Here is a 26,899-nt window from a genome sequence, read left to right as displayed (position 1 = left end):
AGGTGGTGGGGCGCCGACTACTCGCCGACCGGCAACCCCGACGCGACCCTCGCCCGTGGCGCCAGGCGCTGCAGCTGCGTGACGTGCGCCGGGGTGAGTTCCTCGAGCGACGACACCTCGAGCAGCTTCATGGTGCGCACGACCTGATCCGACAGGATCTCGATCGTCTTGTCGACCCCCTCCCGTCCGCCCGCCATGAGTCCATAGAGGTAGGCGCGGCCGATCAGCGTGAACTTTGCTCCGAGCGCGATTGACGCGACGACGTCGGCGCCGTTCATGATTCCGGTGTCGACCACGATGTCGGTATCGCGGCCGACCTCACGTACCACCTCGGGCAGCAGGTGGAACGGGATCGGAGCGCGGTCGAGCTGACGCCCGCCGTGGTTGGAGAGAATGATCCCGTCGACGCCAAGATCGACGAGTTTCTTCGCGTCCGCGACGTTTTGCACACCCTTCACGACCAGCTTGCCGGGCCACATGCCCCGGATGATCTCGAGGTCAGCGAACGAGATGGACGGGTCCATGGCCGAGTCGAGCAGTTCGCCGACGGTGCCGCCGGTCGTTGCGAGAGAGGCGAACTCCAGCTTCGGGGTCGTCAGGAAGTCCCACCACCACCACGGCCGCGGCAGCGCGTCGAGAATGGTCTTCGCGGTGAGCTGCGGCGGGATCGCGAAGCCGTTGCGCTTGTCGCGCAGCCGCGCGCCGGCCACTGGCGTGTCGACCGTGAACATGAGGGTGTCGAAGCCGGCAGCGGCCGCGCGCTCGACGAGCCCGTAGCTGATCTCACGCTGGCGCATGACGTACAGCTGAAACCAGTTGCGACCGTTCGGGTTGGCCGCTTTCACGTCTTCGATCGAGCTGGTGCCGAGCGTCGAGAGGGTGAACGGGATGCCCGCGGCCGCGGCCGCCCCGGCCCCGGCAATCTCACCCTCGGTCTGCATGAGGCGAGTGAAGCCGGTGGGCGCGATACCAAACGGCATCGCCGACGGGCCGCCGAAGATGGTCGTGCTGGTGTCGACCCTCGACACGTCGCGCAGGATCGAGGGGTGGAACTCAATGTCTTCGAAGGCCTGGCGTGCACGGCTGAGCGACAACTCTCCCTCGGCCGAACCGTCGGTGTAGTCAAAGGCTGCTGTGGGGGTGCGGCGCTTCGCGATCGTGCGCAGATCGTAGATCGTGAGCGCGCGGTCGAGCCTACGCTTTCGCCCATTCATCTCGGGCTTCTTGAACTTCATCAGGTCGAGAAGCTCACTGGGGTTGGGTACTTGACGTTTCACCATGGGTGACCCCTATTCAGGCAGATATTCAGAGACGTGTGTGGAACGGCGGACAACCTCGCGGATGGCCTCGAGGCCGGATCCCACCTGCCCGATGGCACGGGCCTGGACGAGCAGGTTACCCATCGCGGTGGCCTCGATCGGGCCCGCGACGACGCGCTTGCCCGATCGATTGGCGGTCGCCTGGCAGAGCAGAGCGTTCTGCGAACCCCCGCCCACCAGGTGGATCACGCTGACGTCGTGATCAGCGAGTTCCCCGGCCGTGACGACCGCCTCGGCGAACGCCTGGGCGAGGCTCTCGATGATGCAGCGCACGATCTCGCCCCGAGTCTCGGGAACGCGCTCGCCGTGCGCCCGATACCAGCCGCGAATGCGCTCGGGGATGTCCCCCGTGGGCATGAAGGCCGGGTCGTTGACGTCGAACACCGGCACCTCGGGTGACACGCGCGCCGCCTCGGCGAGCAGCTCACCGAGCAGGCTCGCGCGCTGAGCATCGGTCGCCGTCGGCTCCCAGTGGCGCAGTGATTCGGACACGAGCCACAGACCCATAACGTTGTGCAGGAAGCGGGTGCGACCGTCCACGCCGCCCTCGTTCGTGAAGTTGGCGGCGCGCGCCGCCTCGGTGAGCACGGGGGCCTCAAGCTCGAGGCCGACGAGGCCCCAGGTACCGCACGAGATGTAGGCGAAATCGGTCCCCGTGTTCGGGATGGCGACGACCGCTGAGGCGGTGTCGTGCGAGCCCACGGCGACGACCTCGAGCGTGCGCCCGACCTCTCGCGCGACCTCTGGGATGAGCCTGCCGACCGGCGCCCCGGCATCGATGAGCCGCGGCAGCAGGCGCTCGGGAATGTCCAGTCGGCGCGCGAGCTCCAGGTCCCACTCGCCCGTGCGCGCGTCGAGCAGGCCCGTTGTAGACGCGTTTGTGCGCTCGGCCGCCACCTGGCCAGTGAGCCAGAAGTTGAGCAGGTCAGGCACGAGCAGCATCTGGTCGGCAAAGCCCAGCAGTTCACCCTCGGTGGCGAGCTGAAACACCGTGTTGAAGGGCAGGTGCTGGAGGCCGTTGCGCGCGTAGAGCTCGGGGGCGCCGATGCGCGAGTGGACGGAGGCAACCCCCGTGTCGTTACGCTCGTCCCGGTAGTGGAACGGCATGCCGAGCAGCCGTCCGCCACGCATGAGCCCGTAGTCGACCGCCCACGAGTCGATGCCCACGCTCGCGATCTCGCCGGGCTCTTCGCGCTCGGCGGCCGAAAGCCCGAGGACGACCTGCCGGTAGAGCTCGAGCAGGTTCCAGTGCAGCCCGTCGCGCGTGCGCACGGGGTCGTTTGCGAACCGCGAGACGTGCCGCATGTCAAGCGTGCCGTCCAAGACCCGCCCGACAATGACCCGGCCGCTCGTCGCTCCCAGGTCTACCGCTGCGACCGCCCCAGCGGTCTTCGCCCGCTTCGTCATCGCAGGAATGCCGCCGCAACGCCGGAGTCGACGGGGATGTGCAGCCCGGTCGTACGCGAGAGCTCCGACCCGGTCAGCACGTACACCGCGTCGGCGACATTCTCGGGGACAACCTCGCGCTTGAGGATGGTGCGGTTCGCGTAGAACTGGCCGAGATCCTGCTCGTCGACGCCGTAGGTCGCGGCGCGGTTCGCGCCCCAGCCCGAGGCGAAGATGCCGGATCCACGCACGACGCCGTCGGGGTTAATGCCGTTGACGCGCACCCCATACTCGCCGAGCTCAACCGCGAGCAGGCGCACCTGGTGTGCCTGGTCAGCCTTCGTCGCCGAGTAGGCGATGTTGTTGGGGCCGGCGAACACACTGTTCTTGGACGAGATATAGACGATGTCACCGCCCATCTCCTGCGCGATCAGCGCACGGGCGGCGGCCTGCGAGACCAGGAACGAGCCCTTCGCCATCACGTCGTGCTGCAGCTCCCAATCCTTCTCGGTGGTCTCGAGCAGGGGCTTGGAGAGCGACAGGCCGGCGTTGTTCACGACGAGGTCGATGCCGCCGAAGGCGAGCACCGCCGCGTCAACCGCGGCCTGCACCGCGACCCCATCGGCCACGTTTGCGGCGACGCCGATCGCCACGTCGGTGCCTCCGAGCTCAGCCGCGGCAGCCTGTGCTTTTTCGAGGTCGAGGTCGGCGACGACGACGCACGCGCCCTCGGCCGCAAGGCGCGTGGCGATGGCCTTGCCGATGCCCGAGGCCGCGCCCGTGACGAACGCGATGCGTCCCTGGTGCGACTTCGGCTTCGGCAGCCGCTGCAGCTTCGCCTCTTCGAGCGCCCAGTACTCGATGCTGAACTTGTCGGCGTCGCTAATCGGGGCGTACGTCGAGAGCGACTCGGCGCCGCGCATCACGTTGATCGCGTTGACGTAGAACTCGCCGGCGACGCGGGCGGTCTGCTTATTGACGCCGTAGCTGAACATACCGACGCCGGGGACGAGCACAATCAGCGGGTCTGCGCCGCGCATCGCGGGGCTCGCATCGTCGGCGTGCGCCTCATAGTAGGCGCGGTAGTCGGCACGGTAGGCCTCGTGCACCTCGCGCAAGCGGGCGAGCTGCTCGTCGAGCGTCGCGGTCGTCGGCAGGTCGAGCACCATGGGGCGCACCTTGGTGCGCAGGAAGTGGTCGGGGCAGCTCGTGCCGAGGGCCGCGAGCGGCAGCAGCTTCTCGCTGGCGAGGAAGTCGAGGACGGCGTCGCTGTCGGTGAAGTGGCCGACCATGGGCTTGTCGCGCGAGGCGAGGCCGCGGATGGCGGGCGCGAGGGCCGCGGCACGCGCGCGGCGCTCGGCCTCGGGCAGCGCCTCGAAGCCGGCCACCGTGCCCCCGAAGGGCGCTTTCGAGCCGTGCTCAGCGATGTACGCCGCTGCGGTGTCGATGATCCAGCGAGAGTTGCGCTCGCACTCCTCGCTCGTCTCGCCCCAGGCGGTGATGCCGTGGCCGCCCAGGATGCAGCCGACCGCGCCGGGGTTCGCCTCCTGGATCGCGCGCATGTCGAGGCCCAGCTGGAAGCCGGGGCGGCGCCACGGCACCCAGGCGACCTTGCCGCCGAAGATCTTCGCGGTGAGCGCCTCACCGTCAGCCGCTGTCGCGATCGCGATGCCCGAGTCGGGGTGCAGATGATCAACGTGCGCCACGTTCACGAGCCCGTGCATCGCGGTATCGATCGAGGGGGTCGCACCGCCCTTGCCGTGCAGGCAGTAATCGAACGCCGCGACCATCTCGTCCTCGCGGGCGAGCCCAGGGTAGACATTCACGAGCGCACGCATGCGGTCGAGGCGGAGCACCGACAGTCCGCTCTCCGTGAGCGTGCCGAGGTCTCCGCCAGAGCCCTTCACCCACATGAGCTCGACCTCGTCGCCGGTGACCGGGTCGCGGTCAACGCCCTTTGCCGAAGTGTTCCCGCCAGCGAAGTTCGTGTTCTTCTTATCGGCGCCGAGGCTGTTCGAACGAGCGATGAGTGCAGCTGCTGTGTTGTTCGTCATGAGTCGCGTTCCTTCTGCGTGATGCGTTGAATCAAATTTGGTGGGCAGCGCCCTATGCGCCCCAGCTCGCCTGGGTGCCGCCCACGCGCTCGGCAGAGATCTTCTCGAAGTAGCCCGAGGCCGCGTACGCCGCCATCGGGTCGCCGGCCATGCCGCGCGACTCACGCCACTGGGCAAGCGCCGGGCGAACGTCGGTCTGGAACGCGTCCATGAACAGCGCGTGAGCGCCGAGCACGTCGCCCGCGCGCTGCGCGACGGAGAGCGCCTCGCGGTCCACGAGCAGCGCGCGAGCCGTCATCTCCTGCACGTTGAGCACCGAGCGGATCTGGCCCGGGATCTTGTCCTCGACGTTGTGGCACTGGTCGAGCATAAACGCGACCGGCGTGTCGACGTCGAGCCCGCCGCCGCGCAGCACCTCGAAGAGGATGCGGAACAGCTGGAACGGATCGGCAGCACCGACAATCAGGTCGTCGTCGGCGTAGAAGCGGGAGTTGAAGTCGAACGAGCCGAGCTTGCCGAGGCGCAACAGCTGCATCACGATGAACTCGATGTTGGTGCCGGGCGCGTGGTGGCCCGTGTCGAGGCAGACCATTGCGCGGTCCCCCAGCGCCGCCACCTGGGCGTACGAGGTACCCCAGTCGGGTACGTCGGTGTGGTAAAAAGCCGGCTCGAAGAACTTGTACTCAAGCACCATGCGCTGCTCGCCCGAGAGCCGGGCGTAGATTTCCTGCAGCGACTCGTGGAGGCGATCCTGTCGGCCGCGCAGGTCCGCCTGGCCGGGGTAATTCGAGCCATCGGCGAGCCAGATCTTGAGATCGCGCGAGCCCGTCTGGTGCATGATGTCAATGCACTCGAGGTGGTGATCGATGGCCTGCCGTCGCACCGCCGCGTCCTCGTGCGTGAGCGAGCCAAACTTATAGGCGTCGTCCTGGAACGTGTTCGAGTTCACGGTGCCGATCTCGACGCCCTGCGCCTCGGCAAATTCACCGAGCACCCCGTAGTCGGGGGTGCGGTCCCAGGGGATATGAATCGCGACGGCCGGCGCGAGCGCCGTGTAGCGGTGGACCTGCGCTGCGTCAGCGATCTTCTCGAACGGGTCGCGCGGGGTGCCCGGTGTGCCGAACACCTTGAAGCGGGTTCCCGAATTTCCGTAGGCCCAGGAGGGGACTTCGATGGCCTGGCGTTCGAGAACGGCCAGCATGTCAGGAGTCAGCATGGAGCTCATGGTGTGTGCTTTCTGTCTGGTGACGCGCCCGCGGCGCGATCTGTGGCCGAGCGATGCCCGGAGAGTTGGTCTTCGAGATGGAACACCTCGGTGAGTCTGGGGGCCTCTTGGTCGGGGCGGCCCGATGAGGCGACGAAGAGTTCGGCCATCTGGGTTTCCCATTCGGCCGTTCGCGGATCCTGTTCGAGGGCCCGCTGCGCAGCCTGGTCGTCCTCGACCTCGTAGTAGCCGATGAGCAGCCCGTCGTCGCGGAGAAAGAGCGAATAGTTGTGCCGGCCCGAGTCTTCGATGGCCTGCAGCATGTCTGGCCAGACGGCCGCGTGCCGCTCTGCATACTCCGCCAGGCGGTCAGGCTTGACCTGCATTTGGAAGCAGACGCGCATCGGTTCTCCGGTTCAGGCGGTGGTGCGGTGGGGGCGCACTGTGGTGCAGCTGGCTGGGTGCTGGCGCAGGATCCCGGGCCCTGCCCGGCCGGGATCCTGCGCCAGCGTGGCGACTTAGAAGTCGAAGTCGCCGATGTTCTCGGTGTTGAAGCGGTAGGGCTCGCCCAGCAGGACGACGCCGTCGGCGCCAACCGTGAACTCGCCGAGCTTGCCCGCCTCGAAGGTGTCACCCTCTGCACCGGTGATGTCGCCGGCAACCAGAGCGTTCGCCGCGAACGCGGTCAGGTAGCCGAGGTCTTCCGGGTTCCAGAGTGCGAACTCGGTGACGGTGCCGTCCTCAACGAACTCACGCATCTGGTTCGGGGTGCCGAGACCGGTCAGCGCGACTGTGCCCTTCGCGTCCGAGGTCGAGAGGTAGCGAGCCGCTGCCGCGATGCCGACGGTGGTCGGCGAGACGATGCCCTTGAGCTCCGGGTAGGTCTGCAGCAGCGCCGCAGTCTTGTCGAACGAGGTCTGGTCGTCGTCGTCGCCGTAGACAACCTCGACGAGTTCGACGTCCGGGTGGTTCGCCGCAAGCTCTTCCTTCATCATGTCGATCCAGGCGTTCTGGTTCGTCGCGTTGGCCGAGGCCGACAGCACGGCGATCTGGCCGGCGTCACCGATCTGCTCGGTAATCATGTCCACCTGCACCTTGGCGATGCCTTCGGCATCCGCCTGGTTGACGAACAAGTCGCGGCACTCGACGTTGGTATCCGAGTCGAACGTGACGACCTTAACGTCGTTGTCGCGAGCCTCGTTCAGGGCATCGCAGATGGCCTTCGGGTCGTTCGCCGAGACGGCGAGCGCGCCCACGCCCTGCTGCATCGCGGTGTTGATGAAGCTCACCTGTGCGTCGGGGGTTGCTTCAGCGGGACCGACCTCGTTGAAGGTGCCGCCGAACTCTTCGACAGCCGCCTTGCCACCCTTGCTCGACGTGTCGAAGTAGGGGTTGCCGAGGTTCTTCGGCAGGAAGGTCACGCTTGCGCCAGCACCGTCGCCCGAGCCGGCGTCGCTGCCTGAGTCCGAGCTCGCACCACAACCGGAGAGGAGGAGGGCGGTCGTTGCAGCCAGCGCGAGCACTGCCCCGGCCTTCTTATGCGTGTTGAACCACATTGTTCGGGTTTCCTTTCGTTGTCTCGCCCTCGGGCGAGGCTGTTGGGGGTACATCATTCGGATTGGTATGAGGGTGCCCTAGGGCGTGGTGGAGCCCGCGAGCTTCAGCGGGCGACCGGATCGTCGCCGGTTGCGGAACGCCGCAAAGACGCTCGACGACACCACCGCGGCGATCAGCAGCACGCCGGTGATGATGTTGATGACGTCGGAGGTCACGTTCGCGAGGCGCAGCGCACTGCCGAGCACGCCGATCAGCAGCACGCCGGCGATGACGCCGTGCATTGCGCCGCGCCCGCCGAAGATCGAGACGCCGCCGAGCAGCACTGCCGCGATGACCTGCATCTCCATGCCGGTGGCGTTGTCGCCGCGGGCGCTGCCGTAGCGCAGCGTGTAATACACGCCGGCGAGGGCTGATACCCCGCCGCAGAACACGAACAGCAGGAACTTCGTGCGCTCGACGTTCACTCCCGAGAAGCGCGCGGCGTCGGGCGACAGCCCGAGCGCGAACACCCCGCGGCCGAACCGCGTCAGGTGGAGCATGACCGCGAACGCGATCGCGAGCACCACGAACAGGATCACCACGACCGGAACCCCGGTATCGCCGATCTTGGCCTTCGCGAGGGAGGTCCAGAACTCCGGGAAGTCCGTGACCGCGGTCGTGCCGAGCAGGCCGACCGCGAGCCCGCGATACAGCGCGAGCGTGCCGATCGTCACGGCGAGCGACGGTAAACCGACGACGGTGACGAGGAACCCGTTCAATGCCCCTGCGAGCACACCGGCGACGATGGCCAGCACGATGGTGAGCCCGAAGGGAACCCCCGCCTGCGTGAGCACGCCGGTCAGCACGCTCGAGAGCCCGACGACGCTCGCGACCGATAGATCGATCTCGCCCGTGACGATGATCGCCGTCATCGGCAGCGCGATGATCAAGATCGGGAACATATCGAGCAGCAAGTACGTCATGGTCAACTTGCTGTCGAAGTTGGGCACGATGAGTGCCGCGACGACGACGACCACGAGGAAGAGGGCGATGATGGCCATCTCTCGGGTCATGAAGATGCGCTGCCAGAGCGGTCGATCGTAATTGGCGATCGGCTTGAAGCTGGTCGTCACAGGACCGGTGGTGAGGGTGGTCATCGCTGAATCTCCCGCTCTTCGATGAGCTTTCGGTGTTGCCGGAGCGAGAGCAACCGGTCGAGCACAATGGCGCCAATGATGAGGACGCCGACGACCGCGCGCTGCCAGAAGTCGGGGACCCCCAGCACCGGGAGCGCACGGTTAATAGTGAGGAGCAGGATCGCGCCAATCGCCGCGCCCCAGACGCTGCCGACGCCGCCGAAGATCGCGACGCCGCCAATCACTGCGGCGCCGACCGCCTCCAGCTCCCAGCCGGATCCTGCCTGGGAACTGATCGTGCCGTAGCGTGCCGCGTAGAGCACGCCGGCGAACCCGGCAAGCGCGCCCGAGAGGACGAACGCGGTGAGGATGCGCCGCGTCACCGGCAAGCCGTAGAGCTCGGCCGCGCCGGGGTCAGATCCGATTGCGTAGCTTTCGCGCCCGCCACGGGTGTTCTTCATCCACCAGGCGACGGCGATCAGCACGACGAGCGCGATAATCGTCAGCACCGGGATCGTCAGGAACTGTGCGGTGCCGAGGGCCAGGAAGGACTTCGGCATGTCCGAGGCGTTAATGCGGTCGGAGCCCGTCCACCAGACATTGATGCCGCGATAGACATACATTGTGCCGAGGGTGATGACGAGTGCCGGCACTCGCGCGAAGGCGACCAGCGCGCCGTTGATGAGGCCCAGCACACCGCCGAAAATCACAGCGATCGCGATCACGACAATGACCGGCAGGCCCGGGAGGTCAATGAAGAGCCGACCGGTCAGGTACGCGCTGAGGCCCAGCACCGAACCGACCGACAGGTCAACGTTGCGAGTGATGAGCACTACGGCCTGGCCGACGGCGACAAGCGCGAGCAGCGAGGGCGTCAGCCACAGGTCGCGGTAGCCGTCAGCGGAGAAGAGGAAGTTCGGGTTCTTGAGCGTCGCCGCGAACACGACGACGAGTACGGCCAAAACAATGCTCGCCTCGCGGGCGCGCGTCAGCTTGCCGAGCGCGGTCACCAAGCCGCTCTGCTTCGGGCCCGTCTGCACGGGGGTGGCGGTCACGAGGCTCATGCGGAAGGCTCCATCTCGTCGTTCGCGCCCTGAGTTGCCGCGCGCATGACGTTCTCTTGAGTGGCGTTCGAACGGTCGATCGTCGCGGTGATGTGCCCCTCGCGCATGACCACGACGCGGTCGGCCATGCCGAGTACCTCGGGAAGCTCGCTCGAGATCATCAGGATCGCCAAGCCCTGCCCGGCGAGCGCCGAGAGCAGCCGGTGCACCTCTGATTTCGTACCCACGTCGATGCCGCGAGTGGGCTCGTCGATGATGAGCACGCGCGGGTCAGTGGCGAGCCACTTGCCCAGCACGACCTTCTGCTGGTTGCCACCCGACAGCGTGCCAGTGAGGGTGGTCATCGCGTTCGCCTTGACCTCGAGCTTCTCGGACCAGGGGCGAGCGGCCCGCATCTCGGCGCCGTTCGTCACCAAGCCGAGCTTCGAAATCGAGCCCAGAACGGCAGAGGCCGTGTTGCGCGCCACGCTCTCGTCAAGCACGAGACCCTGCTTGCGGCGATCCTCGGGGACGAGCGCGAGGCCCGCGCGCATTGCCGCGGTCGGCTGCTTCTTGGGCACGACCTCACCCGCGACGCGGACGCTGCCGCTGCGGTAGCCGTCGACGCCAAAGATCGCGCGGGCGACTTCGCTGCGGCCTGCGCCGACGAGACCGGCCAAGCCGACAATCTCGCCCGCGTGCACCGTGAAGCTGATGTCGGTGAAGACGCCGGGGCTCGTGAGCCCACTCACCTCTAGCACCGGGGCGCCGATCTCGGCGACCGTCTTGGGGAAGAGCTCGGTGATTTCGCGGCCGACCATCTCGGCGACGACCGTGTCGGGGTCAGTGTCGGCGATGGCCGTGGTTGAGACATAGCTGCCGTCGCGCATGACGGTGATGGTGTCGCAGAGCGCGAAGACTTCATCAAAGCGGTGCGAGATGAACACCAGCGCGCGGCCCTCGTCGCGCAGCGCCCGTGCCACTTGGAAGAGCCGTTCCACCTCGATGCCCGAGAGGGCGGCGGTGGGTTCGTCCATGATGAGCACGCGTGCGTCGAGCGAGATGGCCTTTGCGATCTCGATCATCTGCTGGTCGGCGATGGAGAGCCCGTCCGCCGTGCGCTCGGGGTCCATCGAGACGCCGAGGCGGGCGAAGAGCTCTTCGACCTCGGTGCGCATGCGCCCGCGGTCGATGCGGCGAAAGCGGCCAAGCGGCTGGCGCCCCATGAAGATGTTCTCGGTGACCGAGAGGTCGGGGAACAGCGTCGGCTCTTGGTAGATGACCGCGATGCCCGCGTCCTTCGCTTCGGCGGTGGTCGCGAAATCGACGACCTCGCCTGCGAGCCGGATCTCCCCTCCGTCGCGGCGATACAGCCCGGCGATGATCTTGACGACGGTGGATTTACCCGCACCGTTCTCGCCGACGAGGGCGTGGATCGAGCCGGGGTGCAGCGTGAGGCTGCCATCGCGCAGCGCAATCACCTGCCCGAACGCCTTGGCGACGCCGCGCAATTCGAGCATGGGCTCGTGAGCGTGTTGTGTCTTCATTGATCACAGACTTCCTGCCGCGTGGGCTGCGAAACTGACGTACCCTGCACGATTTCCAACGCGTTTCCGAGTGATTTCTGAAACGTTTCAACGAGCAGGTCACGCCGAGTGTATGCACGCTGCCGCGGTCACGTCAAGTCGAGATCAAGAAACGCCCGCATCGTTATTGAAGCGATTCAATGATCCAGGGATAGACTCGGAGTCGCGACGCCGCACATCGGCATTCATCTGTCGCGAGTGCAGGAGGGGTTGAAAGTATGAGCATGAACGTGCGCGATGTCGCCCGCGAGGCCGGGGTCTCCGTGGGCACCGTGTCGAACGTGCTCAATCGCCCCGAGATCGTCTCGCCCGCCACCGTCGAACGCGTGCTCGCGGTCATCGAGCGCCTGGGGTTTGTGCGCAATGACGCCGCCAGGCAACTCCGAGCCGGCCGCAGCCACACCGTCGGGCTGATCGTGCTCGATACCCGCAACCCGTTCTTCACCGATCTCGCGCACGGCGCCCAGAACCAGGCGCTGGGCGAGGGATACACCGTGCTGCTCGGCGGCAGCGACGAATCGACCGAACGCGAATCCGCGCTGCTCGATCTGTTCGAAGAGCAGCGGGTCGCGGGGGTGCTCATCTCCCCCGTCCGCACGGACCTCAGCAGGCTCTGGCGCCTGCGCGAGTCCGGCACGCCCGTCGTACTCGTCGACCGAGGGAGCTCTGACCGCTCGTTCTCGTCGGTCTCGGTCGACGACGTCGAGGGCGGCCGGGTCGCCACCCAGCACCTCGTCGACATCGGGCGGCGCAGGATCGCGTTCATCGGCGGCCCCCTCGACATCGAACAGGTGGCGCATCGTCTCGAGGGGGCGCAGGCCGTCGTCGCGCAGTGCGCGGACACGGTACTCACCGTGCACCCGACCGAGGCGCTCACCGTGCTCGAAGGGCGACGCGTGGCCGAGCAGCTCGCGGCACTCCCCGAGGGGCAGCGGCCCGACGCGATCTTCGCCGCCAACGACCTCCTTGCTATGGGGGTGATCCAGGCCCTCGTGATGACGAGCTCGCTGCGGGTCCCCGAAGATGTGGCACTCGTCGGGTACGACGACATCGACTTCGCGAGTGCGGCGGTCGTGCCCATCACCTCGGTGCGCCAGCCGTCCGTCGAGATCGGAAAGACGGCGCTTCACCTGCTGCTGCGCGAGGCAGCCGGCGCCGAACAGCGCGAGCAGATCGTCTTCCAGCCCGAGCTGATCGCGCGCGACTCGACGCTGGGGCGGCGGTAGGGCGGCCAGGCCGCTTGTCTGCCGCCGACCGCCGCGTGCCGCCAACCCCGCCGGTTCCGCGGTCAGTTGCGTGCGTTCTCAACGGTAAAAACGCGCGGAACTGAACGGGGAAACTGCGAACGGTCGGCATACCGCCCGGTGACCGGCGTCGGAGGCTCCGGCTAGGCTTGACTGATGCGCATATTTGACCCCCTCGGCCCAGCTTGACCGCGAGCCAGTCCGTCCAGCGCACCCTCCGCCAGCGCAGAAAGCGCCAGGCCGAGCGCCGGCTCCGCGCCCTCGTGACCGTCGCGATCACCCTCGGCGTCGTGTACGTCGGCACGCTGATCGTCGACGACCCGCTGGGCAAGCTCACCTCGATTCTCGCGCCCGCAGACGCCTCCGGCGACGCCCGGCAGGATCCGCCTCCCTCGACCGAGGTTCCGGCTCCGGAAGCTCCTGTTCCCGACGGAGTAACGCAGGATCCTACCCGCCCACACGTAGATGCCGCCGCCGCGAGCGCGCAGCTTGCCACACTCCCGGTCAAGGGCCGGGCACCCAAGACCGGGTACGGCCGCGAGTCCCAATTCGGCCAGCCTTGGTACGACCTCGACCGCAACGGCTGCAACACGCGCAACGACGTGCTCGCCCGCGACCTGACGGTGACACAGCTCGCGAGTAACGGCTGCGTCGTGCTGGCCGGCTCGTTTATCGACCCCTACACGGGTGTGGCGATGCAGTTCCAGCACGGCGAGGCGACCTCGCCCCTCGTCCAGATCGACCACGTTGTCGCTCTCTCGGATGCCTGGCAGAAGGGCGCCCAGCAGATCAGTGCCGAACAGCGACTCGCGCTCGCGAACGACCCGCTGAACCTCCTCGCCGTCGACGGCCCGACCAACTCGTCCAAGGGCGACTCGGACGCGGCGAGCTGGCTGCCGCCGAATCACGCATTCCGCTGCGAGTATGTTTCCCGCCAGATCGCGGTGAAGGCGAGGTACGGGCTCTGGGTGACCGACGCTGAGCGAAACACCATGGCCGAGGTCCTCACGGGGTGCGGCGCCTAGGGTCTGCTCGATCGAGGCCAGGGCACTTCACACGGACGCTCCCCCGACCTACGATGGCCGCATGGCCCTGCACTGGAAGCTCGTTGTTGACTGCGCCGGCCCCAATCGGCTTGCGGACTTTTGGGCGGCCGCGCTCGGCTACGAGGTCGAGGACCCGAGCGCGCTGATCGCGCAGCTGCTCGCCGCCGGCCAGCTGCCCCCGGCCGCCGTGGTCGACTACGCGGGAGGCCAGCGCTTCGCCGGGCTCGCCGCGGTGCGACACCCCGACGAGCCTTACGACGGCCTGAGCGGCGTCGGACAGGGCCGTCGCATCTTGTTCCAGGCCGTCCCCGAGGCCAAGGTCGTCAAGAACCGGCTGCACCTCGATCTGCACGACGACTCGGGCGATCTCGAAGGCCTCGTCGTGCGCCTCGAGCAGCTCGGCGCCAGCCGGGTGGAGCACGTCGATCAGGGGCCGGCGGGCCGCTGGTGGGTCATGCGCGACCCCGAGGGCAACGAATTCTGCGCGGCGGGGTAGCCCCACATGACCCGGCAGGATCCTGCCGTTACAGCCAGCGCCGCCGCTTGAAGACCTTGTAGAGCACGAAGCCACACACGCCCATCGCCGCGACCGCCATGGGGTACCCGAATGACCAGTGCAGCTCGGGCATGTGGTCGAAGTTCATGCCGTAGATGGTGCCCACGAGCGTCGGGGCGAACAGGATCGCGGCCCAGGCCGAGATCTTCTTCACCTCTTCGTTCTGCGCGAGACCGACCTCCGAGAGCCGCCGGGTCTCCTCGTTCTGCGCCAGCCCCGCCTCGGACAGCCGCCGCATCTCGTCGTTCTGCTGCTGGGTCACGAGCGTCGCGTGCACGGTCAGCGCGTTTTCGAGCAGTACGCGGAACGAGTCGGCGCGCTCGGTGACGCGCAGGACGTGGTCGAGCACGTCACGAAACGAGCGCTGCAGCTCGACCTCGACCTGATACTTCTCGGACCCGCGCAGCAGCGAGTCGAGCATGCCGCGCAGCGGCACCGTCGCCCGCTGGAACTCGATCACCTCGCCGAGCAGTTCGTAGATGCGCCGCGACACCGAGGGGTCGCCCCCGAAGAGCTGGTCCTCGATCTCGTCGATGTCGTTCTCGAGTCCCGCAATCACCGGCGCGTAGGCGTCAACCACCTCGTCGAGTACGGCGTACAGCACTGCTTCGGGCCCCAGCGCGAGCAGCTCGGGGTTCGCCTCCATCCGGAGGCGCACGTTGGCGAGATCCGGCTTCTCGGCGTGACGGACCGTCACGGCGAAGCCCGGCCCGAGGAAGAGGCTCACCTCGCCGAACTCCACCTGTTCCTCGGCGTCGAGGTACCGAGCCGGGCGCAGCACCACGAAGAGCGTCTCGCCGAAACGTTCGAGTTTGGACCGCTGATGCCCCTTGAGCGCATCTTCTACGGCGAGCGGGTGCAGTGCGAACTCCTGCGCGACGCTGAGGATCTCGGCGTCATCGGGGCGGTACAGTCCAATCCAGGCCATGCCGCCGCTTTGGTGGAGCTGTTCGTATGTCTCGTCGAGGTTCTTCGGGCTCGAGACGCGCGCTCCTGCGACGTAGATTGCGTTGTCAATGAGGGCCATGGGCTTGCTCCGTTGTTCAGGTGACGAGAGCGTGGGGACAGCAGCGAGGGGCACAGTGCCCGTCAGAATCCGACGGTACACCGGTTGCCACCTCGCATGGGAGGTTCGAGAGCGCGCCACCCCGGCGCGAGGCCCGGCCTAGTGGCTCTGGGCAGGCACGACGACCGCGAACGGGGCAGAGCGCGTTCTATCACCAGCCATAGCTGCCCACCACCGTTCGTCCATCGTGTTGCGACCCGCGTTGGGCCTCGGCTAACGTACCATCGCTGCAGGCCGGGTGCGAAGCCCGGGCGCGTCGGCCTTCGCGGTCCGCGCCGCGACGAGCAACACCAGCACTGCGGTGAATCCCCCACCCAAGACTCGCCGAACCGACATCGGTCTCCTGCTCTCGCGGGATGCACTCCACATTCCGCGTGGCCACTGCGCTACCCCTCCAGTCGCCTCGCCAGGTACGCCTCGACCATCGCGATGAGCTCGGCCTGCACCGACGCCTCCTGCTCGGCGTCGTCGATCGTCAGATCGAGCAGGCTCGCGACGGTGGTCACCACCGTGAGCGCGATGTTTCGCGCCTCGGCCTCACCCAGCGTCGGCTGCACCGCCCGCAAGAAACGCGAGATCGCCCGCGCCGTGCGGGCGTTCACCTCATGGTCGAGGTCCCACAGCTCGGCGGACGACTGGAGGGCACGACGGATCGCGCGCGCGCCCGGCCGACTCGTGCGCAAATCGGCCATCGCCGTGATTGCGTGGCGCACGGGCTCGCGCCAGTTCGCGCCGTCCTCGAGCACCCGCAGGGCCGAGACGGCGGCGATCGACCGTTCCTCCTCAAGCTCAACCGCAAGCTCGCGCACGATCGTGAACTTGTTCGGGTAGTACCGATAGACGGTCGCGATGTTGACGCCCGCGCGCTCAGCGATGAGCGCGGTGGTCAGGCTGTCAAACCCCGACTCCTCGAGCAGCTCGCTGGTCGCGGCGAGCACCGACTCGACGGCACGCCGGCCGCGTTCCTGCCGCGGCACACGGCGCAGCGCCGCAGTGCCGGCACGCGCCGTCGCGTCAGGTGAGTCTTCCTGCATGAGTTCACCATAGTGCCCACTTTTCCGGCAGCTCTTGACGCGCCCCGGCACCACCCACACAATAAGGTAACTAATTACTTATCTTTTGGAGATCTGATGCCGCAGCGCCGCGCCATTGCCCTGACCGACCTGAGCGAGCACGTAGGCGAGGAGTTCTTCACCTCCGACTGGCTCGAGATCGACGCCGACCACCTCAGCCAATTCGCGTACGCGACCTACCTCGACCCAAGCGTCACCGACCTCACGGCGAGCCGCAACAACCCGCTCGGCTCCTCCCTCGTTGACGGCTTCCTGCTCACGAGCCTGCTCACGGCGTTCCACTTCAACCACAGCCCCGTCGCGGGCGAGGGCATCTACGGGTTCAACTACGGCATGGACCGCGTGCGCTACACCTCCCCCGTCTTTCTCGGCCAGCGCATCCGCTGCGTCGCGACGCTCGCAGAGGTCGAGCCGCGCCCCGACGGCACCGTGCTCGTGAAGACCGACAACGTCATCGAGATCGAGGGCGCCGAGAAACCCGCGATGGTCGCCCGCTGGCTCTCGCTGTTCGCCACCCGGGAAGACGGCGCGAACGTCGCGGGCCCGGCCAGCTGATGACGCTCACGCTTCCCGAGCTCCGTACCTTCGCCGACTACCTCGGCCACTACGCGCGAACGACCCCCGACGCCGACGCCGTCTGGCACGACGGCCGCGTGCGCTCGTACCGCGAACTCGATGCGGACGTGAACGCGATGGCCGCGTCGCTGACCGCCGCGGGCGTTCGCCCTGGAGATCGCGTCGCACAGCTCTCGGCTCCGCGCCCGGAGTTTCTCGTCGCGCTGCTCGCCGCGAATCGCATCGGCGCGGTCTGGGTGGGGCTGAACCCGCGCTATACGAGCCGCGAGCTCGCCCACGTGATCGGCAACGCGCGGCCCCGCGTCATCCTGTCGCCCGCCGCGATCGACGACCGCGATCTGGCGGCCGAGGTCGCGGCGCTCGCCGACGAGTTCGACGTGCCCGGGCGCTTCCTGGTGGGGCCTGGCTCCCCCTCGGCGAAGCTTCCCGCTCTGCCGGATCCGGTGCCGTTCACCCCGGCCGTAGTCGATCCCGACTCCCCCGCGACGATCGTCTATACGTCGGGCTCGAGCGGGGCACCGAAGGGCGCGGTGCTCACCCATCGCGGCCTCGTCTACGCCTCCCGCGTCGAGGCGAACGTGCTCGGCATCGTCGCGCCTCGGGTGCCGTGCAACCTGCCCGTCAACCACGTCGCCTGCCTCGCCGACCTCACCGGGACCACGCTCATCGCGGGCGGTATGCTCGCCCTCTTCGAGACGTTCGACCCCGGCGAGATGCTGCAGCGCATCGAGGAGCTGCGCCTCACCAACCTCATGAACGTGCCGACGGTGCTGCAGTACATCACGCTGCACCCCGACTTCGCGGTGCGCGACCTCTCGAGCCTCCAGTTCGTTGTCTGGGGCGGCGCGCCGCTGCCCGTCGACGTGATCCGGCTGTTCCGCGCCCGCAGCGTCGGGCTCATGGCCGTGTACGGCATGACCGAGACCATCGCGTCAATCACGTTCACCGGGCACGGCGCGGGCGACGAGGTGCTCGCCGAGACCGTCGGGCACCCGGATCCTGCCATTCGCGTGCGCCTCGCAGACGCGCATGACGCGCCGGTTGAGCCGGGCGAGCAGGGCGAGATCCAGCTGCAGCACGCGGGGCTCTTCACCGAGTACTTCGGCGACCCCGGGGCGACCGAGCGCGCCTTCACCGCCGACGGCTGGTTCAAGTCGGGCGACATCGGGGTGTTCCGCCCCGACGGCAACCTGCGCCTCGTCGGCCGACTCTCGGACATGATCAAGTCGGGCGGGTACAACGTGTATCCGCGCGAGATTGAGCTGTGCCTCGAGCGCCACCCCGCGATCGCGCTGTCGGCCGTGATCGGGCGGCCCGACGACACCTTCGGCGAGGTCGGCACGGCGTATATCGTGGCTCACCCGGGGGCGCACGTCGACGACGAGACGCTGCGGGCGTTCTGCCGCGAACACCTCGCCAACTATAAGGTTCCCAAGGAGTTTGTCATCGTCGACGAACTCCCCCTCCTCCCCGTCGGAAAGGTCGACAAACCCGCTCTTCGGCGCCGCGCTCGCGACGCCGCCCACGCCAGCTAGTCCGGCATCTCGGTTCAAAGGAGAACCATGACCACCGCACCATCGATTGATCTGAGTCACGTCACGGACGGCATGCGGCGCGCCCGCACCGCCCTGTTCGTCGTCTTCTTCGCGCAAGGGCTCGGCTTCGGCGCGCTCTTCGCCCGCCTTCCCACCATCAAGGACCGCTTCGACTTCAGCGACTCGACCCTCGCGCTGCTCACCCTCGCGTTGCCGCTGCTCGCCGGCGCCGCGACACTCATCACCGGCAGCGTGGTGCAGCGCGTGCACAGCGACATTGTGCTGCGCTGGGCGCTCATCGCCGAGCTGGTCGCGCTCGTCGCGATCGGCTTCGCCGACTCGCTCGTCGTCCTCATCCCCGCCTGGCTCGTGATGGGCATCGCGTTCGGCACCGTCGACGCGACCATGAACATGAAGGCGGTCGCGCTGCAGGAGCGGTACCGCAAGAGCATCGTCGTCGGCTTCTACGCGATCTACAGCACCGCGGGCATCGTCGCGTCGCTCGCCGCCGCCGGCACCGCCGCCGCGGGCTGGCCACTCTGGGTGTTCTTCGCGCTCATCTTCCTGCTCGTCATGCCGTTCGTGCTGCGCTACGGCCCGGCGCTCGTGCACGCCCGGATCGGCGCGGCTCTCACCGACCAGGTCGAGCGCGGCGCCCTCAAGGTCCGCGTGCCGTGGCTGCCGGTCGTCGGCATCGGCGTCGTGCTGACGTCCGCCTACTTCATCGAGTCGTCCGCGTCGAGTTGGGGCTCGGTCTACCTTCACGACACCCTGCTCGCGCCCGAGAGCATCGCCGCCCTCGCCTACGGTGGCTACAGCGCCGCGATGCTGATCGGCCGCCTCAGCGCCGACCGCCTGATCCGGAAGTTCGGCCCGACCCGCGTCATCCAGGTCTGCTCGATGATCGCGCTCGTCGGCATGGTGGCCGTGGTGTTCGCCCCGGTGCCCGCGGTGGCGCTCATCGGCTTCGCGCTCGCCGGCGGCGGCCTCTGCGTGATCGCGCCGCTCGCCTTTGCCGCGGCTGGCACGCTCGACACGAGCGGCGTCGCCGTCGCCCGCGCGAACACGTTCACCTACGTGGGGTTCCTCCTCGGCGCGGCTCTCATCGGCCCGATCGCCGACCTGAGCTCGATGCGGATCGCCTATGTGATCTCGGTCGTGCTCGCCGTCGTGATCCTGCTGTTCGCGAAGAACCTGGGGCGCCGACTGGAGGCGACGGTGGCGTAGCGCTGCCATTTTCACTCGTGAGTAGATCTGCAGCAGATATGACCGAAAAGCCCCTTTTCGTTCGATCTGCTGCAGATCTACTCTTTTGTGCGTGTGCTCTCGCAGGATCCGGGCCGGGGCGAGGCCCGGTCTGCCTCGGATCATCACCCTGCGGCAGGGCCACAGTTGTCATACATCTGAGGCGCCGTTGTCAGCTTCTTACGCCGAGCAGCTACGTCGTCCGCTGGATCGAGAAGACATAACGCCCCTCGAGGAAGTACGTGCGCGAGTACAGGAGCGCCCGGTCCGCGTGATCGAAGTGCACCTGATCGAGCAGGACGTACAGGGCGGACTGGCCGGGCGGGGTCTCCCACGCGATGTGGTCCGACTGCACGGCATGGATCTCGGCGACGGCATGGTGCGGGTGCATGCCACGGTCGACCCGGAGGTACTCGAACAGCGAGCCCCGCACCGATTCCGGGTCGCCGCCCTCAGGGAACACGCCGACCGGCATGAGGTCGTACGAAAAGGCGACCACCACGTTGTCGGCCAGGATCGTTCGGCGCAGTTCGAGCGCCAGCGTGTCCCCGGGAACCCCGAGTTTCTCGGCCTCGTCGGGCAGCAGCGGCCGGAGGTTCCTGGCCTTGAACACCATCCCCGGCTCTTTGCCGGTCGCGCGAATCGACTCGGAAATGGAATCGAGGCGTTCGAGCCCCACGTGCACCGCAGGGCGTTCAACAACGAACGACCCCACTCCGTGCCGGGTGTTTACGAGACCGCCGACCTCAAGTTCGCGCAGCGCTGCCCGCACCGTCGGGCGAGAGACGCCGTAGAGCTCGGCGAGCGTCGCTTCGGTCGGGAGGCGATCGCCCGCACCGTACTCCCCCGAACGGATCGATGCCCGCACTCCGTCGCCCACCAGCGCTACCCGGGATCCTGGCTTTGCCACGTCTGATTCCTTCCGCAAGATTGCGCAACATTGCGCCCCATTTTCGTGGATTCCTTGACCCGCCCTAATGTACAGAGAACCCTACAACGTTTGACAAGGTTGTAAGACAACCAATAGCTTTTCCTCAACAGATCTTCTCGCGCTTCGCTGCGGGACGACAGCGACGTCGAAAGGATTCACCACGCATGGTGCGCGCAATTGAATGGGTCAACGCGGGAACCGAGTCTCACATCCGGTTGCTCGATCAGACGCTCCTCCCGAGCGAAGAGACCTACCTCGAGGTCGACTCAAGCGATGTGCTCATCGACGCGATCAACCGCCTCGCCGTGCGCGGTGCCCCGGCACTCGGCGCCGCGGGCGGGTACGGCGTGGCACTCGCGCTGCTCGAGGGATCACGCAAGGGCTGGAGCGCGGCCGAGACGACCGCGGCGATCGACGCGATCGCCCTCGCCCGTCCGACCGCGGTCAATCTCGCCTGGGGTGCGCGCCGAGTCGAGTCGGTCGCCGGCGGGGATTTCGACCGCGCCCTCGCCGAGGCGCACGCGATTGCCGTTGAGGACGAGGCGGCAAACCGCAAGCTCTCGTCGCTCGGCGCCGACTGGCTGCTCGCCCGCGTCGGGGACCGCCCCCTGCGCGCAGTGACCCACTGCAACACCGGCGCGCTCGCCACCACTGCGTGGGGCACGGCATACGGGATCCTGCACGAACTGCACAACCGAGGCAAGCTCGAGCTCGTCTATGTCGATGAGACGCGCCCCCTCCTGCAGGGCACGCGCCTGACCAGCTGGGAATTGAAGAACGACGGCATCAACCACGTCGTCGAGGTGGACGGCGCTGCGGCCTCGACCATCCTCCGCGGACTCGTCGACTTCGCCGTCATCGGCGCCGACCGCATTACTGCCAACGGTGACACCGCGAACAAGGTCGGCAGCGTCGCGCTCGCCCTCGCCTGCGCGCGCGCCGGAATCCCCTTCGTCGTCGCCGCGCCCTACTCAACCGTCGACGAGTCGACGCTCACGGGCGACGCCATCGAGATCGAAGAGCGCTCGGACGACGAGGTGCTCTCGTTCGCTGGCGTCCGCGCCGCCGCCGAGGGCGTTCGGGCGTTCAACCCCGCCTTCGACGTCACCCCCCATGATCTGATCTCTGCCATCGTGACCGAGCACGGAGTAGTCGAGGCCGATCGCGCGCCTCAACCGCTCTACCCCGCCACGAGCAACGGCTAGATCACCGCAGGACCGAACACACCATGAAGATTGAAAGGAACGCAACGATGCGAATGATGAAAACAGCTGGTGCGCTCAGCGCCGCAGCCGTCCTGGCGCTCACCCTCGCGGGCTGCACGCAGGGCGACACCGCCGCCCCGAAGGCCGCGGGCGAGGGCGCGAGCGTCGCGGCAGCGACCGCCGACGCCCCCGCTCCGTTTGACACCGAGGGCACCAAGATTGCCATCGTGCAGCAGTCGGGCCAGGGCGACTACTTCCAGCAGTACCTGAACGGCACGCGCCAGCAGGCCGAGGCCATCGGTATCGACCTGCAGGTGTTCGACGCGCAGGGCGACAACGCCAAGCAGGCGTCGCAACTTGACCAGGCGATCTCGTCCGGCGCCGAGGGCATCATTGTGCGCCACGGCCTCCCCGACACGCTCTGCGAGGGCGTCAACAAGGCCATCGACAAGGGCATCTTCGTCATCATCTACGACGTCGAGATCCAGGCCTGCGCGCCCGACGCCATCCAGACGCAGCAGTCCGATGCGCTCATGGCCTCGCTCGTGCTCGACCAGATGAAGGCCGACATCGGCGAGGGCGTCGACGTCGGCTACGTCAACTACGACGGCATCGCCCCGCTCGACCGCCGCGACGTCGTGTGGCAGGAAGCCCTCACCGCGAACGGCTGGAAGCAGCTGTTCAAGACGGGCAACTTCACCAACTCTTCCGCGACCGACACGGCCCCCATGGTGACCGCCTCGGTGCAGGCGAACCCGGGCGTCAAGGCGATCTACGCGCCGTACGACGAGTTCACCAAGGGCACGCTCACCGGCCTCGACCAGGTTCCCGGCACCGAGGACATCCTCGTCTACGGCGCCGACATCTCGAACGCCGACATCGAGCTCATGACCGCCGAGGGCAGCCGCTGGGTCGCCACCGGCGCGACCGACCCGAACGCCATCGGCGCTGCCGTCATGCGCACGCTCGCGCTGCACATGGCCGGCGAGCTCGACGTTGACACGGTCGACTTCCCGCCGATCCTGGTCACCCAGGACATGCTGCTCGAGAAGAAGATCAAGAACATGGATGACCTCCGCGCGGCCGAGCCGTCGCTGAACATCTCGGAAGTTTCGGCCGCGGACTGGATCCCGGTCGTCTCCTTCTAAACCGAACGGGGTGCCCGCGAGTGCGGGCACCCCGTCAAACCCCTCGAGGACTCAGCACATGGACCCCACAGGAACCACCCCGGCGCTCGCGCTCGTCGACCTCATGAAGAACTTCGGCCCCAACCGAGTACTGAAAGGGGTGGACCTGCAGCTCTTTCCGGGCAAGGTGACGGCGCTGCTCGGCGCGAATGGCGCCGGCAAGTCGACGCTCATCAAGGTGCTCGCGGGCGTGCACGACCAGACCGCTGGTCAGGTGCAGGTGGGCGGCAAGACGGTCGAGTACGACACCCCCATGGGGGCCGTTCGCCTCGGCATTCGCACCGTGCACCAGCGCATCGACGACGCGATCGTGCCCGGCCTCAGCGTCGCCGAGAACCTCCTGTTCGAAGAGATCGCGCTCGGCGAGACCGCCCGCATCGCCTCGCTGCGGAGCCTGTTGCCGCGGGCGCGGGAAATCGCCGCGACTCTCGACCTCGACTGGGACGACGCATTTCTGCGCCAGGACGTCTACGAGCTCGGCATCGCCGACTGCCAGATGCTCCTGCTGGCGCGCGCCCTGTCCACCACCCCCGAGGTGCTCATCTTGGACGAGCCCACCTCGACCCTCTCGCAGAGCGAGTCGGAGCGCCTCTTCGCGATCGTGCGGAAGCTGCGCGATCGCGGCGTCGCGATCCTGTATGTTTCGCACCGGCTCAGCGAGATCAACTCGCTCGCAGATGAGCTCGCGGTGCTGCGCGACGGACGCATCGTCGACACGCAGACCCTCCCCTTTAACCTGGGTGCCGCAGTCACCGCGATGCTCGGCGAGGGCGTCTTGAGCGACGCCGCCCAGCTCGACGAGCTGCGCGGCACCGAGGCCGTGCTGCGCATCGAGGGCCACCAGATCTTCGAGTCCAGTCGCCCGATCGACCTCGAGATCCGCGGCGGTGAGGTCACCGGCGTGATCGGCCTCATCGGCGCAGGCAAGACCGAGCTCGCCGAGCGCATCTTTGGCGCCGGCAAAAACACGAGCGGCACCATGACGCTGCAGGGCGCCCCCTTCGCGCCCACCTCCCCAAAGGCGGCGATCGCGCAGGGCGTGTACCTCGTTCCCGAGGACCGCGCCGCGCAAGGCATGCTGCCGGGCTGGTCGGTGGCGCGCACGCTCTCGCTCCCCTTCCTCAGCGACGTTCTCAAGGGCCTGACCCTCAGCACCGCGAAGGAGAGCTCGCGCGCGCAGCACGCGATCGACCAGTTTGCGGTCGTCACGACCGGCCCCGAGCAGGCGGTCGACGCCCTCTCGGGCGGTAACCAGCAGAAGGTCATGGTCGCGCGCTGGATGCAGCGTTCCCCCAAGGTCCTCGTGCTCGACGAGCCGTTCCGCGGCGTCGACATCGGCGCGCGTCGCGTGATCTCCACGCGCGCCCGCGAGCAGGCGGCGAACGGCAGCGCGGTCGTCATGATTTGCAGCGACGTGGAAGAGATTCGCGAGATGGCGGACCGCATCATCGTCATGGTCGAGGGCACCATCACCCTCGACGCGCGCGCCCAAGAAATTACAAACGAACAGATCGTTCAGAGCATGACGGAGGTGGCCTAAAGTGGCCGATACATCAGCAATTCCCGCCCAGGTGCGGCTGAACACGCTGGATCGCGTACGAGACATTGTGGTCAAGTACGGGTTCCTCGCGGTCACCGTGGTCGCGTTCGCGTTCTTCGCGTTCACCGAGCCGGCCTTCGCCACGTCCAACTCGCTGTTCTCAATGCTGAAGTTCGCCTCGGTCACCGCGATTCTCGGCCTCGGCGTCATGTTCAGCATGATCGTGGGCGGCCTCGATCTCTCGATCGGCTCGATCGCGGGGCTGAGCGTGCAGCTCGCCGCCATGTCGATGGTGTTCTACAACCTGACCGCCGGCATGGCGATCACGTTCGTCCTCGTCGCGGGCCTCGCGGTCGGCCTCATCAACGCGTTCCTCATCGTCGTCTGCAAGATCCCCGATCTGCTCGCGACGCTGGGCATGATGTTCGTCATCCAGGGCGCGAAGATGATCCCCGTCTCGGGCCAGTCGGTGTCCTCCGGCATGACGATGCCCGACGGCACGGTCGCCCCCGGCAAGTTCGATCCTGCCTTCCTGCTGATTGACCGCGGGACCGTCGGCCCCGTGCCGATCCCGGTCATCATCATGCTCGTGCTCGTCACCGCGTGCTGGTTCATCCTCACCAAGACCTCCTGGGGCCGCATCCTCTACGCAATCGGCGCGAACCCCGAGGCCGCGCGCCTGTCGGGCATCCGCGTCGGCTTCCACCGCGGCGCCGCCTACGTCATGTCGTCGCTGTTCGCTTCGATCGCCGGCATCATTCTGGTGGCCCGGATCGGCCAGGGCGACGTCAACGCGGGCGCCTCGAGCCTGCTCGAGGCCGTCGCCGTCGCGCTCGTGGGCACCTCGGTGCTCGGGCTGAACAAGCCGAACGCGTGGGGCACGCTGCTTGGCGCGGTGCTCGTCGTTATCGTGCTCACTGGCATGACCATGATGGGCTTCGAGTACTTCTATCAGGACACCGCCAAGGGCCTCGTCGTGATCCTCGCCCTGCTGTTCTCGTTCACCCTGTCGCGCAAAAAGGTGAGATACACCCCCGCCACTTAAGCCCGCGCCCTCGGTCACTGTCCCTGAAAGGACGAGCATGTCTTACGATTACGAATTCCTCGACGCGAACAACATCGCGGACTACCTCCGCTCGCGCGACGAGACCCACTCGATCATTGACGCCGGCAGGATCACCGCGATCCGCGAGATCGGCGACGGAAACCTCAACCTCGTCTTCCACGTCGCGGACAGCGAGGGCGGCAGCATCATTCTGAAGCAGTCGCTGCCGTACGTGCGGATGACGGGCGAGGGTTGGCCGATGACGCCCGAGCGCGCGACGCGCGAGGCCGTGTCGATGCAGACCCACCACGCGCTCGTGCCCGAGCTCGTCGCCGAGGTCATCTCGTACGACCCCGAGCGCTTCATCATCGTGATCGAGGACCTCTCGGACCACTCGGTGTGGCGCGACGCGCTGAACCGCGGCGAGCGGCACGACGGGGTGGCCGCCGAGCTCGGCCGCTACGTCGCGGCGGTCGCCGTCGGCACCTCGATGCTCGGGCTCGATCGCACCGAGGTGTCGCAGCGCATCGCCTCGACCCAGAACCCGGATCTCTGCGTCATCACCGAGGACCTCGTGTTCACGGAGCCCGTGTTCGACATTGGGCGCAACGAGGTGCTGCCCGAGAACGCCGACGACGCGCTCGCGCTCGCGGCCGACCCGGTGTTCGCGCTGGCCATGGGCGAGGCGAAGTGGCGCTTCATGACCCAGGCTGAGGCGCTCATTCACGGCGATCTGCACACCGGTTCGGTCATGGTGCGCGGCGCCGACGGCGAGACTGCTGAGTCGGTCAAGGCGTTCGACTCGGAGTTCGCGTTCTACGGCCCGATCGCGTTCGACCTCGGCGCGCTGTTCGCGAACTACAGCTTCGCGGCCGCCCGCGCCAACGCGCTGGGCGATGCCGAGCGTGCCGCCTGGGCGCTGTCGCTCGTCTCCGAGACGTGGGTCGCGTTCGAGGCCGAGTTCCTGCGCCTCGCCGCCGGCTGGCACGAGACTCGCCTGTTCGGCGAGGCGTTCGCACGCCGCCGCCTCGACCACATCCGCCAAGAGGCGCTGCTGTTCGCGTCCGCCAAGATGGCCCGCCGTATCGTCGGCGCCGCGAAGGTGCGCGACATCGAGACGCTCGAGCCCGCGCTTCGCGCCCCGGCCGCGCGTGCGGTGCTGCTCGCCGCGCGCGACCTCGCAGGGACGTGGGAGACGAACACCGACATCAACGAGTTCGTGGAGATCGTGGGGGCGCGCGTCCTCGCGTAGGGCGCCTGCCAGCGCAGCCCCCGGGGTGCCGCCGATCGGATCGAACTCAAGAGTTCGCGTTCGATCGGCGGCACCTTTCGTTGAGCGGCGGATAACCGGGCAGGATCCGGACCGCCCGCTGGAAACAGGTGCCC

Annotated in this window: 24 protein-coding genes; 11 read left to right on the top strand and 13 right to left on the bottom strand. The window is 67.6% G+C overall.

The window, feature by feature from the left end:
* Positions 1 to 17 precede the first annotated feature (17 nt).
* From JW030_RS04510 to JW030_RS04470, 9 genes are all read right to left on the bottom strand, one after another.
* The gene (locus JW030_RS04510) at positions 18 to 1,280 is read right to left on the bottom strand and encodes an alpha-hydroxy acid oxidase (protein ID WP_188044510.1); all 1,263 of its coding nucleotides are present in this window, start codon (positions 1,278 to 1,280) and stop codon (positions 18 to 20) included.
* Between the two features lie 9 nt (positions 1,281 to 1,289).
* Positions 1,290 to 2,726: a rhamnulokinase family protein gene (locus tag JW030_RS04505; RefSeq protein WP_188044511.1), complete on the bottom strand. Its 1,437-nt coding sequence runs from the start codon at positions 2,724 to 2,726 to the stop codon at positions 1,290 to 1,292.
* The gene (locus JW030_RS04500; RefSeq protein ID WP_188044512.1) at positions 2,723 to 4,759 is read right to left on the bottom strand and encodes a bifunctional aldolase/short-chain dehydrogenase; all 2,037 of its coding nucleotides are present in this window, start codon (positions 4,757 to 4,759) and stop codon (positions 2,723 to 2,725) included. The genes JW030_RS04505 and JW030_RS04500 overlap by 4 nt, the downstream gene beginning before the upstream one ends.
* Positions 4,760 to 4,811: 52 nt before the next feature.
* Positions 4,812 to 5,984 (bottom strand): L-rhamnose isomerase, encoded by a 1,173-nt coding sequence (rhaI, locus tag JW030_RS04495; protein WP_188044513.1) that lies wholly within the window; start codon positions 5,982 to 5,984, stop codon positions 4,812 to 4,814.
* Positions 5,981 to 6,367, bottom strand: coding sequence for an L-rhamnose mutarotase (locus JW030_RS04490; RefSeq protein WP_188044514.1), 387 nt, complete (start codon positions 6,365 to 6,367; stop codon positions 5,981 to 5,983). Before JW030_RS04490 ends, rhaI begins: the two co-directional genes overlap by 4 nt.
* A gap of 114 nt (positions 6,368 to 6,481) precedes the next feature.
* Complete coding sequence (gene rhaS / locus JW030_RS04485) at positions 6,482 to 7,519, bottom strand: rhamnose ABC transporter substrate-binding protein (protein ID WP_188044515.1); 1,038 nt, start codon at positions 7,517 to 7,519, stop codon at positions 6,482 to 6,484.
* Positions 7,520 to 7,597: 78 nt separating this feature from the next.
* Positions 7,598 to 8,656, bottom strand: a complete 1,059-nt coding sequence (locus tag JW030_RS04480) for an ABC transporter permease (RefSeq protein ID WP_188044516.1) — start codon at positions 8,654 to 8,656, stop codon at positions 7,598 to 7,600.
* On the bottom strand, positions 8,653 to 9,699 hold the full coding sequence (locus JW030_RS04475; RefSeq protein ID WP_188044517.1) for an ABC transporter permease: 1,047 nt from the start codon (positions 9,697 to 9,699) through the stop codon (positions 8,653 to 8,655). The genes JW030_RS04480 and JW030_RS04475 overlap by 4 nt, the downstream gene beginning before the upstream one ends.
* Positions 9,696 to 11,225 (bottom strand): sugar ABC transporter ATP-binding protein, encoded by a 1,530-nt coding sequence (locus tag JW030_RS04470; protein WP_188044518.1) that lies wholly within the window; start codon positions 11,223 to 11,225, stop codon positions 9,696 to 9,698. The genes JW030_RS04475 and JW030_RS04470 overlap by 4 nt, the downstream gene beginning before the upstream one ends.
* A gap of 257 nt (positions 11,226 to 11,482) precedes the next feature.
* On the opposite strand from JW030_RS04470, the gene JW030_RS04465 reads away from it, so the two are divergent.
* The 3 genes from JW030_RS04465 (at position 11,483) to JW030_RS04455 (ending at position 14,050) form a co-directional block, all read left to right on the top strand.
* On the top strand, positions 11,483 to 12,490 hold the full coding sequence (locus JW030_RS04465; protein ID WP_188044519.1) for a LacI family DNA-binding transcriptional regulator: 1,008 nt from the start codon (positions 11,483 to 11,485) through the stop codon (positions 12,488 to 12,490).
* A gap of 203 nt (positions 12,491 to 12,693) precedes the next feature.
* Positions 12,694 to 13,533, top strand: a complete 840-nt coding sequence (locus JW030_RS13655) for an HNH endonuclease family protein (RefSeq protein WP_223159781.1) — start codon at positions 12,694 to 12,696, stop codon at positions 13,531 to 13,533.
* A 61-nt stretch (positions 13,534 to 13,594) separates the two neighbouring features.
* On the top strand, positions 13,595 to 14,050 hold the full coding sequence (locus JW030_RS04455) for a VOC family protein (RefSeq protein WP_188044520.1): 456 nt from the start codon (positions 13,595 to 13,597) through the stop codon (positions 14,048 to 14,050).
* Positions 14,051 to 14,078: 28 nt separating this feature from the next.
* Here the strand turns inward: JW030_RS04455 and JW030_RS04450 are convergent, their stop codons facing one another.
* The 3 genes from JW030_RS04450 to JW030_RS04445 all read right to left on the bottom strand — a co-directional run bounded on the left by JW030_RS04450 (position 14,079) and on the right by JW030_RS04445 (position 16,210).
* Positions 14,079 to 15,137, bottom strand: coding sequence for a magnesium and cobalt transport protein CorA (locus JW030_RS04450; RefSeq protein WP_188044521.1), 1,059 nt, complete (start codon positions 15,135 to 15,137; stop codon positions 14,079 to 14,081).
* Between the two features lie 252 nt (positions 15,138 to 15,389).
* Positions 15,390 to 15,512, bottom strand: coding sequence for a hypothetical protein (locus JW030_RS13590; protein WP_255499037.1), 123 nt, complete (start codon positions 15,510 to 15,512; stop codon positions 15,390 to 15,392).
* Positions 15,513 to 15,562: 50 nt separating this feature from the next.
* Positions 15,563 to 16,210 (bottom strand): TetR/AcrR family transcriptional regulator, encoded by a 648-nt coding sequence (locus tag JW030_RS04445; RefSeq protein ID WP_188044522.1) that lies wholly within the window; start codon positions 16,208 to 16,210, stop codon positions 15,563 to 15,565.
* Between the two features lie 96 nt (positions 16,211 to 16,306).
* On the opposite strand from JW030_RS04445, the gene JW030_RS04440 reads away from it, so the two are divergent.
* The 3 genes from JW030_RS04440 to JW030_RS04430 are packed head-to-tail and all read left to right on the top strand — an operon-like array spanning position 16,307 to position 19,587.
* Entirely contained in the window at positions 16,307 to 16,804 is a 498-nt protein-coding gene (locus JW030_RS04440; protein WP_188044523.1) for a MaoC/PaaZ C-terminal domain-containing protein, read from the top strand.
* Positions 16,804 to 18,360 carry a class I adenylate-forming enzyme family protein gene (locus JW030_RS04435; RefSeq protein ID WP_188044524.1) on the top strand — a complete coding sequence of 519 codons (1,557 nt, stop codon included), beginning with the start codon at positions 16,804 to 16,806 and terminating at the stop codon, positions 18,358 to 18,360. Before JW030_RS04440 ends, JW030_RS04435 begins: the two co-directional genes overlap by 1 nt.
* A gap of 27 nt (positions 18,361 to 18,387) precedes the next feature.
* On the top strand, positions 18,388 to 19,587 hold the full coding sequence (locus JW030_RS04430; protein ID WP_188044525.1) for an MFS transporter: 1,200 nt from the start codon (positions 18,388 to 18,390) through the stop codon (positions 19,585 to 19,587).
* A gap of 211 nt (positions 19,588 to 19,798) precedes the next feature.
* Here JW030_RS04430 and JW030_RS04425 read toward each other — a convergent pair whose 3' ends face one another.
* Positions 19,799 to 20,515: a GntR family transcriptional regulator gene (locus tag JW030_RS04425; protein ID WP_188044526.1), complete on the bottom strand. Its 717-nt coding sequence runs from the start codon at positions 20,513 to 20,515 to the stop codon at positions 19,799 to 19,801.
* A gap of 185 nt (positions 20,516 to 20,700) precedes the next feature.
* Between JW030_RS04425 and mtnA the strand changes: the two genes are divergently transcribed.
* From mtnA to mtnK, 5 genes are read left to right on the top strand one after another with little or no spacing between them, the layout of a single operon-like run.
* Positions 20,701 to 21,741 carry an S-methyl-5-thioribose-1-phosphate isomerase gene (gene mtnA, locus JW030_RS04420; protein WP_188044527.1) on the top strand — a complete coding sequence of 347 codons (1,041 nt, stop codon included), beginning with the start codon at positions 20,701 to 20,703 and terminating at the stop codon, positions 21,739 to 21,741.
* Between the two features lie 47 nt (positions 21,742 to 21,788).
* Complete coding sequence (locus JW030_RS04415) at positions 21,789 to 22,889, top strand: substrate-binding domain-containing protein (RefSeq protein WP_188044528.1); 1,101 nt, start codon at positions 21,789 to 21,791, stop codon at positions 22,887 to 22,889.
* Positions 22,890 to 22,947: 58 nt separating this feature from the next.
* Positions 22,948 to 24,468, top strand: coding sequence for a sugar ABC transporter ATP-binding protein (locus JW030_RS04410; protein ID WP_188044529.1), 1,521 nt, complete (start codon positions 22,948 to 22,950; stop codon positions 24,466 to 24,468).
* Position 24,469: 1 nt separating this feature from the next.
* Positions 24,470 to 25,513, top strand: coding sequence for an ABC transporter permease (locus JW030_RS04405; protein WP_188044530.1), 1,044 nt, complete (start codon positions 24,470 to 24,472; stop codon positions 25,511 to 25,513).
* A gap of 37 nt (positions 25,514 to 25,550) precedes the next feature.
* On the top strand, positions 25,551 to 26,765 hold the full coding sequence (mtnK, locus tag JW030_RS04400) for an S-methyl-5-thioribose kinase (RefSeq protein WP_188044531.1): 1,215 nt from the start codon (positions 25,551 to 25,553) through the stop codon (positions 26,763 to 26,765).
* Positions 26,766 to 26,899: the final 134 nt, after the last annotated feature.

Origin of the sequence: Leucobacter sp. CX169, assembly GCF_017161405.1 — a bacterium.
GTDB lineage: Bacteria > Actinomycetota > Actinomycetes > Actinomycetales > Microbacteriaceae > Cx-87.
The sequence above is the reverse complement of the archived record's forward strand: the minus strand, read 5'-3'. Positions and strand labels throughout refer to the sequence as shown.

Bases quoted from the DNA above. Each gene is read 5' to 3' on its own strand.
- JW030_RS04510 (WP_188044510.1), bottom strand. From the start codon at position 1,280: ATGGTGAAACGTCAAGTACCCAACCCCAGTGAGCTTCTCGACCTGATG.
- JW030_RS04505 (WP_188044511.1), bottom strand. From the start codon at position 2,726: ATGACGAAGCGGGCGAAGACCGCTGGGGCGGTCGCAGCGGTAGACCTG.
- JW030_RS04500 (WP_188044512.1), bottom strand. From the start codon at position 4,759: ATGACGAACAACACAGCAGCTGCACTCATCGCTCGTTCGAACAGCCTC.
- rhaI (WP_188044513.1), bottom strand. From the start codon at position 5,984: ATGAGCTCCATGCTGACTCCTGACATGCTGGCCGTTCTCGAACGCCAG.
- JW030_RS04490 (WP_188044514.1), bottom strand. From the start codon at position 6,367: ATGCGCGTCTGCTTCCAAATGCAGGTCAAGCCTGACCGCCTGGCGGAG.
- rhaS (WP_188044515.1), bottom strand. From the start codon at position 7,519: ATGTGGTTCAACACGCATAAGAAGGCCGGGGCAGTGCTCGCGCTGGCT.
- JW030_RS04480 (WP_188044516.1), bottom strand. From the start codon at position 8,656: ATGACCACCCTCACCACCGGTCCTGTGACGACCAGCTTCAAGCCGATC.
- JW030_RS04475 (WP_188044517.1), bottom strand. From the start codon at position 9,699: ATGAGCCTCGTGACCGCCACCCCCGTGCAGACGGGCCCGAAGCAGAGC.
- JW030_RS04470 (WP_188044518.1), bottom strand. From the start codon at position 11,225: ATGAAGACACAACACGCTCACGAGCCCATGCTCGAATTGCGCGGCGTC.
- JW030_RS04465 (WP_188044519.1), top strand. From the start codon at position 11,483: ATGAGCATGAACGTGCGCGATGTCGCCCGCGAGGCCGGGGTCTCCGTG.
- JW030_RS04455 (WP_188044520.1), top strand. From the start codon at position 13,595: ATGGCCCTGCACTGGAAGCTCGTTGTTGACTGCGCCGGCCCCAATCGG.
- JW030_RS04450 (WP_188044521.1), bottom strand. From the start codon at position 15,137: ATGGCCCTCATTGACAACGCAATCTACGTCGCAGGAGCGCGCGTCTCG.
- JW030_RS13590 (WP_255499037.1), bottom strand. From the start codon at position 15,512: ATGTCGGTTCGGCGAGTCTTGGGTGGGGGATTCACCGCAGTGCTGGTG.
- JW030_RS04445 (WP_188044522.1), bottom strand. From the start codon at position 16,210: ATGCAGGAAGACTCACCTGACGCGACGGCGCGTGCCGGCACTGCGGCG.
- JW030_RS04440 (WP_188044523.1), top strand. From the start codon at position 16,307: ATGCCGCAGCGCCGCGCCATTGCCCTGACCGACCTGAGCGAGCACGTA.
- JW030_RS04435 (WP_188044524.1), top strand. From the start codon at position 16,804: ATGACGCTCACGCTTCCCGAGCTCCGTACCTTCGCCGACTACCTCGGC.
- JW030_RS04430 (WP_188044525.1), top strand. From the start codon at position 18,388: ATGACCACCGCACCATCGATTGATCTGAGTCACGTCACGGACGGCATG.
- mtnA (WP_188044527.1), top strand. From the start codon at position 20,701: ATGGTGCGCGCAATTGAATGGGTCAACGCGGGAACCGAGTCTCACATC.
- JW030_RS04415 (WP_188044528.1), top strand. From the start codon at position 21,789: ATGCGAATGATGAAAACAGCTGGTGCGCTCAGCGCCGCAGCCGTCCTG.
- JW030_RS04410 (WP_188044529.1), top strand. From the start codon at position 22,948: ATGGACCCCACAGGAACCACCCCGGCGCTCGCGCTCGTCGACCTCATG.
- mtnK (WP_188044531.1), top strand. From the start codon at position 25,551: ATGTCTTACGATTACGAATTCCTCGACGCGAACAACATCGCGGACTAC.